The 12,775-nt window shown below is 68.4% G+C and carries 13 protein-coding genes; 9 read left to right on the top strand and 4 right to left on the bottom strand.

Features of this window, described 5'->3' with window-relative positions:
• Nucleotides 1-12: 12 nt before the first annotated feature.
• The 7 genes from FFK22_RS03290 (at nt 13) to yghU (ending at nt 5,325) form a co-directional block, all read left to right on the top strand.
• On the top strand, nt 13-1,206 hold the full coding sequence (locus FFK22_RS03290; protein ID WP_138887170.1) for a calcium-binding protein: 1,194 nt from the start codon (nt 13-15) through the stop codon (nt 1,204-1,206).
• 340 nt (nt 1,207-1,546) lie between these two features.
• Complete coding sequence (locus FFK22_RS03285; protein ID WP_138887171.1) at nt 1,547-2,083, top strand: invasion associated locus B family protein; 537 nt, start codon at nt 1,547-1,549, stop codon at nt 2,081-2,083.
• A gap of 77 nt (nt 2,084-2,160) precedes the next feature.
• Entirely contained in the window at nt 2,161-3,306 is a 1,146-nt protein-coding gene (gene rlmN / locus FFK22_RS03280) for a 23S rRNA (adenine(2503)-C(2))-methyltransferase RlmN (protein ID WP_138887172.1), read from the top strand.
• A 7-nt stretch (nt 3,307-3,313) separates the two neighbouring features.
• On the top strand, nt 3,314-3,532 hold the full coding sequence (locus tag FFK22_RS03275; RefSeq protein ID WP_138887173.1) for a hypothetical protein: 219 nt from the start codon (nt 3,314-3,316) through the stop codon (nt 3,530-3,532).
• Nucleotides 3,529-3,798: a hypothetical protein gene (locus FFK22_RS03270; RefSeq protein ID WP_138887174.1), complete on the top strand. Its 270-nt coding sequence runs from the start codon at nt 3,529-3,531 to the stop codon at nt 3,796-3,798. The genes FFK22_RS03275 and FFK22_RS03270 overlap by 4 nt, the downstream gene beginning before the upstream one ends.
• Nucleotides 3,795-4,352, top strand: a complete 558-nt coding sequence (locus tag FFK22_RS03265) for a hypothetical protein (RefSeq protein WP_138887175.1) — start codon at nt 3,795-3,797, stop codon at nt 4,350-4,352. The genes FFK22_RS03270 and FFK22_RS03265 overlap by 4 nt, the downstream gene beginning before the upstream one ends.
• 103 nt (nt 4,353-4,455) lie before the next feature.
• Complete coding sequence (yghU, locus tag FFK22_RS03260; RefSeq protein ID WP_138887176.1) at nt 4,456-5,325, top strand: glutathione-dependent disulfide-bond oxidoreductase; 870 nt, start codon at nt 4,456-4,458, stop codon at nt 5,323-5,325.
• 58 nt (nt 5,326-5,383) lie between these two features.
• On the opposite strand, the gene FFK22_RS03255 is transcribed toward yghU, so the two are convergent.
• A complete protein-coding gene (locus FFK22_RS03255; protein WP_138887177.1) occupies nt 5,384-6,418 on the bottom strand; it encodes a calcium-binding protein in 1,035 nt (344 codons plus the stop codon).
• Between the two features lie 618 nt (nt 6,419-7,036).
• Between FFK22_RS03255 and FFK22_RS03250 the strand changes: the two genes are divergently transcribed.
• A complete protein-coding gene (locus FFK22_RS03250) occupies nt 7,037-7,243 on the top strand; it encodes a cold-shock protein (protein WP_138887178.1) in 207 nt (68 codons plus the stop codon).
• A gap of 85 nt (nt 7,244-7,328) precedes the next feature.
• Here the strand turns inward: FFK22_RS03250 and FFK22_RS03245 are convergent, their stop codons facing one another.
• From FFK22_RS03245 to FFK22_RS03235, 3 genes are all read right to left on the bottom strand, one after another.
• Nucleotides 7,329-7,673 (bottom strand): MucR family transcriptional regulator, encoded by a 345-nt coding sequence (locus FFK22_RS03245; RefSeq protein WP_186002277.1) that lies wholly within the window; start codon nt 7,671-7,673, stop codon nt 7,329-7,331.
• 249 nt (nt 7,674-7,922) lie between these two features.
• Nucleotides 7,923-10,610 carry an aconitate hydratase AcnA gene (gene acnA, locus FFK22_RS03240; RefSeq protein WP_138887180.1) on the bottom strand — a complete coding sequence of 896 codons (2,688 nt, stop codon included), beginning with the start codon at nt 10,608-10,610 and terminating at the stop codon, nt 7,923-7,925.
• An 88-nt stretch (nt 10,611-10,698) separates the two neighbouring features.
• Nucleotides 10,699-11,544, bottom strand: a complete 846-nt coding sequence (locus tag FFK22_RS03235; RefSeq protein ID WP_138887181.1) for an alpha/beta fold hydrolase — start codon at nt 11,542-11,544, stop codon at nt 10,699-10,701.
• Between the two features lie 94 nt (nt 11,545-11,638).
• On the opposite strand from FFK22_RS03235, the gene FFK22_RS03230 reads away from it, so the two are divergent.
• Nucleotides 11,639-12,727 (top strand): esterase-like activity of phytase family protein, encoded by a 1,089-nt coding sequence (locus FFK22_RS03230; RefSeq protein WP_186002276.1) that lies wholly within the window; start codon nt 11,639-11,641, stop codon nt 12,725-12,727.
• Nucleotides 12,728-12,775 lie beyond the last annotated feature (48 nt).

The following is a 12,775-nucleotide window of genomic DNA, read 5'->3' as shown; positions in this document are numbered from 1 at the left end:
TATTCGGCCTCGGTGGCCGGTGTCACGATCGACCTGGCGGCGGGCACCGGCACCGGCGGCGATGCCGAGGGCGACACCTTCACCGGCATCGAGAACATCACCGGCACCGCTGCCGCGGACCACATCTACGGCGGCGCGGACGCCAATGCGTTCGACGGCGGCGCCGGCGACGGCTCGGATTTCGCCAACTACCAGGGCTCGGCGGCCGGGGTGATCGTCAACCTGCTGGCCAACACCGCCTCCGGTGGCGACGCCGAGGGCGACACGCTGACCAATATCGAGAATCTCTACGGCTCGAGCCAGAACGACCAGCTCACCGGCAGCGACGCGCGCAACATCATCGGCGGCGAGCTCGGCAACGACACCATCGTCGGCAATGGCGGCGACGACAGTCTCTCCGGCGAGGCCGGCGACGACAATCTCGACGGCGGCGCCGGCAACGACCGTCTCGTCGGCGGCGCCGGGATCGACACCATCCATGGCGGCATCGGCAACGACTCGATCGATGGCGGCAGCGACGACGGCCTGATCTTCGGTGACGCCGGCGACGACACGATTCGTGGCGGCAGCGGCCATGACGAGATCGACGGCGGCGACGGCAACGACTTCATCGAGGCCGGGGCCGGGGCCGACACCATCACCGGCGGCGCCGGCATCGACACCGCGGATTACAGCCATTCCGCCGGGGCCGTGACCATCAGCCTCCAGGCCGGCACCGGCACCGGCGGCGATGCCCAAGGCGACACGCTGGCCGGGGTCGAGCAGGTGGTCGGCTCCGCCTTCGCCGACAATCTCGGCGGCGACGCCGGCAACAACACCCTCTGGGGCGGGGCCGGCAACGACGTCATCGCCGGGGCGGCCGGAGCCGACCTGCTGAAGGGCGGGGCCGGCAACGACGTCTTCACCTACAGCAACGTCGCCGAAAGCACCGTGGCCGCGTCGGGCAAGGACACGATCGCGGACTTCGCCACCGGCGACAGGATCGACCTGTCCGGCATCGACGCTGACGGCAATCCCGACAATGGCGATACCGCGTTCACCTTCGGCACCGGCGGCTTCACTGGCGTCGCCGGTCAGCTTCGGGTGGTGGATTTCGGTGACGGCCGCCAGGGCGTCTATCTCGACGCCAACGGCGACAAGAGCCCGGATTCGATCATCACCGTCTACTCCGACCATGCGCTGACCGCGGCGGACTTCGTGCTCTGAAACCCGGACGGCCCGGACGCAGGACGCGCCCGGGCCGTCATGCGCATTGCGAGAGCTTTTCAGAGCACCCGATCTCGACCCCGATCAGGCCGATGCCGAGCAGGCGGCGCGCATCCTCGATCGGCTGGTGCTTCGCCTCTCCTGCGCCTTGCGGGAGGGGCCGCTGCCGCTTGCGCCTGCAGGGGATAGTGCCGTCGCGCTGCGCTAGGCAGCCGATCCGACGGGATCGACAACGCAGTATGCGTTCGGGTGGTTCCCGTCGCGCATAAATCCATGTATGTCGTGGGGTCGCATCGGGCCGCGTCGTCCAGCCTTGCAACCCCGAATCCAGAGTGGCGCTATGCTGAGAACCCGTCCTCGCAAGTTTGTCCTCGGTGCCCTGGCCGGCCTTGCCGTCGCGGCCGGCGTCGCCGTGCCGGGCGCGGCCTCGGCGCAGAACGTGCAATACATCTCCTCCAGCCGCGACTGGCACGCCTTCCAGTTCAGCGAGAACGGCGGCAAGGCCTGCTACATCGCCAGCAAGCCGACCAAGTCCGAGCCGGCCAATGTCCGCCACGGCGACGTCTTCATCCTGGTCACCAACCGGCCGGCGGAGAAGCAGAAGAACGTGGTCAGCCTGCAGGTCGGCTACACGCTGAAGTCGGGAGCCGATGTCACCCTGACGATCGGCGGCAAGAACTTCCAGCTGTTCACCGACGGCAACACCGCCTGGTCGCGCGACGCCGCGGCGGATGACGCGCTGGTCAACGCGATGAAGGGCGGCTCGACCATGACGGTCAAGGCCACCTCCTCGCGCGGCACCGGCACCAACTACACCTTCTCCCTCGCCGGCATCTCGGCGGCGCTGGGCGAGATCAACAAAGCCTGCGGCGCCTGACCGCAAGTTCTTTACAATGCGCGGCCCCTTCCCTCGGGGAGGGGCCGTCGCCATTTGTGGGTCCTCCGGAGGTCCCGATGGGTATCGAAACGCACGCCACCACCTTCGCGCCGCCCGCGCCCCGCGCCGACGGCCGCATCAACCTGGTCGGGCTCGACCGTGCCGAGCTGGCGGAGACGCTGGCGGCTCTGGGCGAGCCGGCATTCCGCGCGCGCCAGCTGTTCGGCTGGATCTACAAGCGTGGCGCCACCGACTTCCAGGCGATGAGCGACATGGCCAAGGGCCTGCGCGCCAAGCTGGCGGACGGCTACGCCCTCGACCGGCTGCAGGTGGTGCGGCAGCAGCAATCCTTTGACGGCACCCGCAAATGGCTGGCCCGGATGGAAGACGGGCAGGAGATCGAATCGGTGCACATCCCGGAGGAGGATCGCGGCACGCTCTGCGTTTCCTCCCAGGTCGGTTGCACCCTGACCTGCAAGTTCTGCCACACCGGCACCCAGCGCCTGGTGCGTAACCTCGAGGCGTCGGAGATCGTCAGCCAGGTCATGCTGGCCCGCGACATCCTGGAGGATTGGGGGCGGGAAGGGGACGACCGCCAGCTCACCAACATCGTCATGATGGGCATGGGCGAGCCGCTGTACAATTTCGAGAACGTCAAGCGCGCGCTGAAGCTGGTAATGGACCCGGAGGGCATCGCCCTGTCGCGCCGCCGCATCACCCTGTCGACCGCCGGCGTGGTGCCGATGATGAAGCGCTGCGGCGAGGAGCTGGGCGTCAACCTGGCGGTGTCGCTGCATGCGGTGACCGACGAGCTGCGCGACCAGATCGTGCCGATCAACAAGAAGTACCCGGTCAGGGAACTGCTGGACGCCTGCCGCGAATACCCCGGCGTCAACAACGCCCGCCGCATCACCTTCGAATATGTGATGCTGAAGGACGTCAACGACACCCCGGCCGATGCCCGCCAGCTGGTGCGCATCCTCAAGGGCATCCCGGCCAAGATGAACCTGATCCCCTTCAACCCCTGGCCGGGCGCGCCCTTCGAATGCTCGACGCCGGAGGCGATCGACCGCTTCGCCGACATCCTGATGGAGGCCGGCTACGCCAGCCCGATCCGGACGCCGCGCGGCAGCGACATCCTCGCCGCCTGTGGCCAGTTGAAGTCGGACAGCGTGCGCCAGCGCGCCTCGGCCCGCGCCGCCGCCGCGGCCGCCGCGCACTGATCGCTGCATGACCCTCGCCGAATTCTTCCAGACCCCGGGCGCCTGGGCGCTGCTCTTCGCCCTGCTGGCGATGCCGGCGCTGGCCCGCATGCTCGCCCGCGCCGGCCTGGCCCGCAGCTGGGCCCTGCTGGCGCTGGTGCCGCATGTCGGCGTCATGCTGGTCTTCGCCGTGCTGCTGTTCCGGCGCTGGCCGTCGGTGGCGGCGCTGGGGGAGGGCCAGCGATGAGCGATGTGCTCGAGGCGCTGTCGTCCTTCTACGGCCCCGGCTGGATGGCGACCTTCCCGCATTGGGGCACCAACCTGATCATCGGCATCTACATCGTGCTGCTGATGAGCTTCGCCGCCTATGCGCTGGTTAAGGCGCGGGTGACGCCGCTGTGGTCGATCCTGCTCCTGGTGCCCTATCTCGACGTCATCGTGCTCTGGGTCATCGCCTTCATCCGCTGGCCGCGCATCGACGGGCCGCGGCCGCATGTCGTCCACCGGGGATGAGGCGCCTCGGCCTGGCGCTGTCGTCGGCCCTGGCCTGGCTTTCCCTCTCGTCCCATGCCTTTGCCGTGGAGACCGATATCCGCGGCTGGGACAAGCTCTCCTGGGGCATGACCGCCGAGCAGGTCGACTCCGCCCTGCCGCAGGCCGTGCCGCTGTCGCCGCCCTGGGATTTCGGGCCGCTCTATGCAGAGCGCATGGTGCAGAACGTGGTGGTCGGCGGCATCGCCTTCGACCTGGTGCCGGAGTTGGCGCGCAAGAACGGCCGGCTGGTCCAGATCCTGTTCGAGCGGCGCTCGCCGATCCCCGGCCCGGACGAGCTGCAATCCTTCGTCAACGACCTGCACGCCCGGCTCGGCCCGCCGGCCGAGAACTGTGTGGTCGAATCCGGCCTGGTGACACGGCTGTGGCGCTTTCCTTCGGCCCAGGTGGCGCTGACCGCGGTCGACTTCTCCGCCGATGGCAGCCGCGGCCGGCTGCAGCGCCTGCTGCTGCGCTACACCGCCGCCGACCACGCGCCGGCCTCGCCCTGTGAACGGAACAAACCCAGACCATGAACGTGATGGCAACGGAAACGCTTCATTCCGCGGCAATGGCGGTCTAGGGTCGAAGTTCCATTGAACGCCGCGATTCCCTCTCCGCCCCACCGGGAGCCATGAGATGAGCAATTCGTCCGAGTACGTGCCGCCGACTGTCTGGGCCTGGGACAAGGCGAGCGGCGGCCAGTTCGCCAGCATCAACCGCCCGATCGCCGGCCCGACGCATGACAAGGCGCTGCCGGTCGGCCGCCATCCCTTCCAGCTCTACTCGCTGGCGACGCCTAACGGCCAGAAGGTCACGATCCTGTTCGAGGAGCTGCTGGCGGCCGGCCACAGCGGCGCCGAATACGACGCCTGGCCGATCCGGATCGGCGACGGCGACCAGTTCGGCAGCGGCTTCGTCGACATCAACCCGAACTCCAAGATCCCGGCGCTGCTCGACCGCAGCGGCCCGACCCCGATCCGGATCTTCGAATCCGGCGCCATCCTGGTCCATCTCGCCGAGAAGTTCGGCGCCTTCCTGCCGAAATCCGGCCCGGCCCGCGCCGAGACGCTGTCCTGGCTGTTCTGGCAGATGGGCAGCGCGCCTTTCCTCGGCGGCGGTTTCGGCCATTTCTACGCCTATGCCCCGACCAAGATCGAATACGCCATCAACCGCTATGCCATGGAGGCCAAGCGCCTGCTCGACGTGCTCGACCGCCGCCTGGCCGAGACCGAATACGTCGCCGGCGGCGAATACACCATCGCCGACATGGCGAACTGGCCCTGGTTCGGCGGCCTGGCCCTGGGCCGGGCCTATGGCGCGGCGGAGTTCCTGGACGTGCAGAGCTACAAGCACGTGCAGCGCTGGGCCAAGGCGATCGACGCCCGGCCGGCGGTGAAGCGCGGCCGCATCGTCAACCGCCTCAGCGGCGACCCGTCGGAGCAGCTGCACGAGCGTCACGATGCCGGCGACTTCGCGACCCGGACCCAGGACAAGCTCCAGGGCTAGCCGCCAAAAGAAACGCCCCGCCGCAAGCGGCGGGGCGCGATTCTGCCGGAGGTCCGGATCAGACGAAGGTGAAGTCGGACGCCGTCAGGCCGAGGGCCGCCAGGTCGGCCACGCTGTGCACATTCGTCAGATGGACGAAGGTGTCCGCGTGGTCGGCCGAGGTGACATAGGCCAGGTTGGCGGTGCTGGTCGCGCTGTCGTAATAGGCGATGATGTCGCCGGCGGTCTCGCCCGAGATCCCCTTGGCGGCGGCATCGGCCGACGCGAAGCCCTTGTCGGTGATCACCACCGCGGCCTCGCCATGGGCATCGGCGGCAGCGCCGCTGAAGAAGCTCGTCACCGCGCCGCCAGACGTGCCGTCGCCATTGTCGACGAAGTTCGCGCCGACGCCGTCGCGGCCGAGGCCGGCGGCGTCGAAGGCGAAGCTGTCATGGCTCGGGTCGAAATCCGTGACGTTGCTGTAGCCCTGGATCGAGCCCGCCTTCGGGTCATGGAAGCGGAACAGGAAGGTGTCGTCGCCGGCGCCGCCGGTGAGGTAGTCCTTGCCGTCGCCGCTGATGAGGGTGTCGTTGCCGGCGTCGCCATAGAGCTTGTCGTTGCCTTCGCCGACATCGGTGCGGGCCGTGTCGCGGCCGTTGTCGCCGGCGAGGACGTCGTTGCCCAGGCCGCCATAGACGGCGTCATTGCCCTCGCTGCCGAAGACGTGGTCGTTGCCGGCGCCGCCATAGACATGGTCGATGTTCTGGCCGCCGAAGACGAAGTCGTCGCCGTCGTCGCCATAGACCGTGTCGTTGCCCTGGTCGCCGTTGATGTGGTCGACCCCGGCGCCGCCGCGGACAGTGTCGTCGCCGAGATTGCCCGTCAGGGTGTCGGCGCCGTCATTGCCCTGGATCAGGTCGTTGCCGGAGCCGCCATCGACGTTGTCGTCGCCGCTGCCGCCCTTGGCGACGTCGTTGCCTTCGCCCGCCCGGATGGTGTCGTTGCCCAGGTCGCCGTTGATCCGGTCGTTGCCCCAGGGATCGATGATCAGGTCGTCACCCGTGCCGCCGACGAGGATGTCGTCGCCCAGTCCTCCCAGGATCAGATTTGTCATGATTGATTACTCCCGTATGCTGGAAACCTTATGCCCATGGGCATAATACTCAGAAACATGACCGTTGCATGAATCATCATAAGATTTCCGTCGTGTCTACATATAGGTTTCGATGTGAAACCGAACGGCGATGTCTCATGCATTTTGCGGATAAGCGTTTAAATCGCTGTGAGCGGCTTGATGCCTGGGGTTGAGGTACTCAAACCGGAAGCTGTGTCAAAAATGCGATCTCTGAGGATGAATCTCGCGAAGCCCCGATTTGGCCGTGACCAAATTTCGGAAAGCGTCGCCGAACGCCATCAAGCGAATCTGAAACCAGAATCGGTCGTCAAAGCGGAGCAAAATCAGGGTGCCGCCCATCCATCAGCGCCCTCCGCCCGCAGGCAGTGCCGCATATCGCCAAGCGCATGCGGGGGTGATATCCGCGTATTCCGGCCGGGTTACGGCTTGCGCCGTTGCGCCCCCGCTCGCGCAAGTTTCGGTCGAATCCGCATCGGGTGACTAGGCGACGGCCGGAAGGTTGCCTATCTGACTGGCTTCGGCTCACTTGGCCGACCGGCCGGGATCTCATTCGGCCGTGAACGACGGTGGCTTCGGCCGCCTATGGAGTGAAGACGTATGGCGACTGGTACCGTGAAGTGGTTCAACACCACCAAGGGCTTCGGGTTTATTCAGCCGGACAACGGCGGCAAGGACGTGTTCGTCCACATCTCGGCCGTGGAAGCGGCCGGGCTGCGGTCCCTCAACGAGGGGCAGCAGGTCACGTTCGAGTTGGCGCGCGGCCGTGACGGCCGGGAGTCGGCGGCGAACCTGCAGGTCTCCTGACGGTCCGCATCGAAGCTGAATCAAAAGGGCGGCATCCGAGACGGATGCCGCCCTTTTTGTTGGGCAGTGCCGCGGCGACCCGGCGTCAGCGGTATCGTGAGCGGAAGCGCTCGCGCGGGGTCTCGCCGATCCGGGTGCCGGCGCGCATCCCCCGCAGGGCCGTCGTCTCGCGCCAGGGCAGCGCGGCCTCCGCCGGCGGTTCGGCGATCTGGCGGCGCGGGGCCGCATCGACCACGGGACGGGGCGCCTCCTCCGCCCCGGAGCCCTCGACCAGCTCGGTCAGGGCGTCATAGACCTGCCGGATGATGTCCGGCACATGCGCGGCCGAGGTCGAGGTCCCGCGCAGATGCGCGGCGACGATCGCCGCGGTGACTTCGAGAACCTGGTTCGGCGTCGACAGCGCCGCCGCGCCGATCTCATCGATGGGCATCCGGCCCCCTCGTTGCTGTTGCTCTATCCGGTGACCTTCCAAGGACGTCCGGGTGGCGACTCCTATTCCCGCCGGAAACGAGTTTCCGGTCGCGCCGTCGCCACCGCCCAACAAGGATCGAACGGCGGTTCGGTTCCCTCTTTTGGCGTAGGTGCGCCGCATCGTCGCTGCCGCCAGCGCGCAAGCGCCGGAAAGCAGAAAAGCCCGGCTCGCGCCGGGCCTTTCCAAAGACTCAGGCCGTGGAACGGCTTACGCCGCCTGCTTCACCATGCTGCGCAGCACATACTGCAGGATGCCGCCATTCTTGAAGTACTCCAGCTCGTCCAGCGTATCGATGCGGCTGAGCAGGGTCACGTCCTGGCGGCTGCCGTCGGCGCGGGTGACGGTCAGCACCATCTCCTGCCGCGGCTTCAGCCCCTCGGCGATGCCGAGGATGTCGAACTGCTCGGTGCCGTCGAGCTTCAGGTCCGCCCGGGTAGTGCCGCCGGTGAACTGCAGCGGCAGCACGCCCATGCCGACCAGGTTCGAGCGGTGGATGCGCTCGAAGCTCTCCGCCACCACCGCCTTGACGCCCAGCAGGCGCGTGCCCTTGGCCGCCCAGTCGCGGCTGGAGCCGGTGCCGTATTCCTTGCCGGCGATGATCACCAGCGGCACGCCCTCGGCCTGGTAGCGCATCGAGGCGTCGTAGATCGGCAGCACATCGCCCGAGGGCTGGTGCTTGGTGAAGCCGCCCTCGACGCCCGGCACCAGCTCGTTCTTGATGCGGATGTTGGCGAAGGTGCCGCGCATCATCACTTCATGGTTGCCGCGGCGGGCGCCGTAGCTGTTGAAGTCGAGCGGCCGGACCTGGTGCTCCAGCAGGTAGTCGCCCGCGGGGCTGTCCTTCTTGATCGAGCCGGCCGGCGAGATGTGGTCGGTGGTGACGCTGTCGGCCAGCACCGCCAGCAGGCGGGCGCCGCGCATGTCGGTCAGCGGCTCCGGCTCCTTCTGCATGCCGGTGAAGAAGGGCGGGTACTGAACGTAGGTCGACCCCGGGTTCCAGTTGTAGGTCTCGCTCGCCACCGTCTCGATGCCCCGCCACTCCTGCGGGCCTTCGAACACATTGGCGTAGCGGCTGCGGAACATTTCCGGCGTCAGGCACTGCTCGATCGTCTCGGCGATCTCCTGGGCGGTCGGCCAAACATCCTTCAGATAGACCGGCTGGCCGTCGCTGCCGGTGCCCAGCGGCTCGGTGGTGATGTCCTTGGTCATGCTGCCGAGCAGGGCGTAGGCCACCACCAGCGGCGGCGAGGCCAGGTAGTTCGACCGCACATGCGGGCTGATGCGGCCCTCGAAGTTGCGGTTGCCCGACAGCACGGCGGCGACGTTGAGGTTGCCCTTCTCGACCGCCGCGGCGATCTCGTCCGGCAGCGGGCCGGAATTGCCGATGCAGGTGGTGCAGCCATAGCCGACGGTGTTGAAGCCGACGGCGTCCAGATCGACGTTCAGGCCGGCCGCGTTCAGGTACTCCGTGACCACCTGGCTGCCCGGGGCCAGCGAGGTCTTGACCCAGGGCTTGCGGGTCAGGCCGCGCTCGCGCGCCTTGCGGGCGACCAGGCCGGCCGCGACCATCACCGACGGGTTCGAGGTGTTGGTGCAGCTGGTGATCGCGGCGATCACCACATCGCCATGGTCGAGGTCATGGTCCATGCCGTCGACCTTGGTCGGGGCGGCGGCGGTGCCGGCATCGGCCAGCAGCTTGGTGAAGGCGGTAGCGGCCTGGGTCAGGGCGACCCGGTCCTGCGGCCGCTTCGGGCCGGCCAGGGACGGCTCGACGTCGCCGAGGTCGAGCGACAGGCTGTCGGTGTAGACCGGCTCCGGCGAATTGGCGTCGCGCCACATGCCCTGGGCCTTGGCATAGGCCTCGACCAGACGGACGCGGTGCGGGTCGCGGCCGGAGAACTCCAGGTAGCGCAGCGTCTCGGCGTCGATCGGGAAGAAGCCGCAGGTGGCGCCGTATTCCGGGGCCATGTTGCCGATCGTGGCGCGGTCGGCCAGCGACATGTGGTCCAGGCCCTCGCCGTAGAACTCGACGAACTTGCCGACCACGCCCTTCTTGCGCAGCATCTGGGTGACCGTCAGCACCAGGTCGGTGGCGGTGCGGCCTTCCTTCAGCTTGCCGGTGATCTTGAAGCCGATCACCTCGGGGATCAGCATCGACACCGGCTGGCCCAGCATCGCCGCCTCCGCCTCGATGCCGCCGACGCCCCAGCCCAGCACGGCCAGGCCGTTGACCATGGTGGTGTGGCTGTCGGTGCCGACCAGCGTGTCGGGATAGGCGACCTGATTGCCGGTGTTGCGGTCCTTCTCCACCCACACCGTCTGCGCCAGGTACTCCAGGTTGACCTGGTGGCAGATGCCGGTGCCGGGCGGGACGACGCGGAAATTGTCGAAGGCGGTCTGGCCCCAGCGCAGGAAGGCGTAGCGCTCATGGTTGCGCTCGAATTCCAGGTCGACATTCTGCTGGAAGGCGTTCGGGGTGCCGAAGGCGTCGACCATGACCGAGTGGTCGATGACGAGGTCGACCGCCGAGAGCGGGTTGATCCGCTGCGGGTCGCCGCCCAGCGCGACCATCGCCTGGCGCATCGCCGCGAGGTCCACCACGGCGGGCACGCCGGTGAAGTCCTGCATCAGCACGCGCGCCGGGCGGTAGGCGATCTCGCGGTCGGACCGGCGGTCCTTCAGCCACTGCGCCATCGCCTTGACGTCATCGACCGTGACCGACCGGTCATCCTCGAAGCGCAGCAGGTTCTCCAGCAGCACCTTCAGCGAGAAGGGCAGGCGGGCGACGTCGCCGAGCTGGGCTTGGGCGGCTTCGAGGCTGAAATAGTCATAGCTCTTGCCGTCGACCGTCAGCTGACGGCGGGTTTTGAGCGTGTCATGTCCGGTGAAGGTCACGGAAGGGCTCCTTCGGTCGAAGGCTGGTCGCGATTGGGTGTGCGGCCTTCATGTAGCGCGTCCGCGCAAGCCGTTCAAATGCAACGGGTTAAGAACCGTTCGCAACTGCGAAATCGGCGATCCGGGGCAGCACGCGGTCGGTGGCCTCGAAATGCGGCGCGTGCCGGCACTCCGGCACCAGCCAGGTCTCGCAAGGGCCGGAAACCCCGGCCTTTATGGCGTCGAGCTGGGCCGGCGTGCCGTATTCGTCCTCCGCGCCCTGGATCGCCAGCACCGGGCAGCGGACCGAGCGCAGCGCGTCGCGCATGTCGAAGCTGCGGAATCCGGGGGTCGGCCACAGCTCGGCCCAGTTGGCGAAGGTGAACTCCGTCTTGGCGCCGTGATAGCGGGCCAGCCCGGCGCGCAACTTGGACTCCGGGGTGTGGAAGGCGGCATGGACGTCGGCGATGCCGGCGAGGGTCACGTTCTCGACGATGACATGGGCCGCCTCGGTCACCGCCCAGGCGGCGCGGCCGGGATGGGCGGCGGCGAAGATCAGGGCGATGCTGCCGCCGTCGCTGTGCCCGACCAGCCCGGCACGGTCGATGCCGAGCGCGTCCAGCACCCGCGGCAGCGCCTCTCGCCCTTCCTGATACAGATAGTCGACGCCGCGCGGCGCCGGCAGCGGGTCGGACCGGCCGAAGCCCAGCCGGTCATGCGCCAGCACCGGATGGCCGGTCGCCTCGGCCAGCCGTGCCGCGACGTCGACGCCGCGCCGCGTCCATTGCGCGACGGAGCCCAGCCCTTCGTGTAAAAGAAGGATGGGGAGGCGCCCGGCGCTGCCGGGCGGATCGAGGCGCTGCCAATACAGGCGGTGTCCGTCAATGCGGGCGAAGCCCTCGCTGCGCCGCAGCGGGGCGGAATCGTTCGCCGGGGTGGCCGCCGGGTTGTCCATCCGCCGCTCCGTCACTAAGGCAACACAAGCTCGTCATGCCGTTGTCGCGCCGCCGTGGTCAACAGGGCTGCGCAGGAATTGGGGGAGATCGGTTATGGGCAGGATCGGGATCGCCATGGTCGGCGTGCTGCTGGCCTGTGCCGCGCTGCCGGCCGAGGCCGAGGGGATCGGGACGCTGCGGCTGATCGGCGAGGCGACGCTGCCGAAGGGCCTGGACTATCAGGGCACCATCGTCGGCGGCCTGTCGGGGCTGGACTGGGACCCGGCGGCCCGGCAGTGGATCGCCCTCAGCGACGACCGGTCGGAGAAGGCGCCGGCCCGCTTCTACACCCTCACGATCGACTACGACGCCGGCGCAGTGCGCGGCATCACCGTCACCGGCGTGACCACGCTGCAGGACGCGTCCGGCGCCGGCTTCGCGCCGAAGAGCGTCGATCCGGAGGCGATCCGCCGCGACCCCATCGCCGGGTTGCTCTACTGGAGCAGCGAGGGCGGGGTGAAGGCCGGGATCGACCCGATGATCAGCGTCGCCGCGCCGGACGGGCGCTGGCAGCGCGGCTTCGACCTGCCGCAGCGCTACCGCGTCTCCGAGGACAGGAACCTGGGCCCGCGGGACAACCTGGTGTTCGAGGGGCTGGCGCTCTCGCCCGACGGGCGCACCCTGTTCGCGTCGCTGGAGAACGCCCTGGTCCAGGACGGGCCGATCGCCTCGCTGGCCCGGGGCAGCCCGGTGCGGATCGCCAGCTTCGACACGGCGAGCGGCGCGCCGGGGCCGGAGCATGTCTACGTCACCGACCCGATCCCGGTGGCGCCGCTGCTCCCGGGCGGCTCGGCCGACAACGGCGTGTCGGAGATCCTGCCCGCCGGTGACGGCACGCTCCTGGTGCTGGAGCGTGCCTATGCCCAGGGCCGCGGCAATTCGATCCGGCTGTACCGCGCCGACCCCACCCTGGCCACGGATGTTTCCGGGCTCGATTCGCTGCTCGACGGCAGCTGGCTCGCCATGCCGAAGACACTGCTGCTGGATTTCGGCACCCTCGGCGTCGCCCTCGACAATTTCGAGGCGATGGGTTGGGGCCCGGACCTCGCCAACGGCCATCGCAGCCTGGTCGTGATGTCCGACGACAACTTCAACCCGGTGCAGGCGACCAAAGCCCTGGTGTTCGAGGTGCTGCCGGACTGATGCGTGGACGGGTGCCGCCCGCCGCCTCATCCTGGCCTCCCGAAACGG

This window comes from Mycobacterium sp. KBS0706, assembly GCF_005938675.2.
Taxonomy (GTDB): Bacteria; Pseudomonadota; Alphaproteobacteria; order DSM-16000; family Inquilinaceae; genus Inquilinus.
The sequence above is the reverse complement of the archived record's forward strand: the minus strand, read 5'-3'. Positions and strand labels throughout refer to the sequence as shown.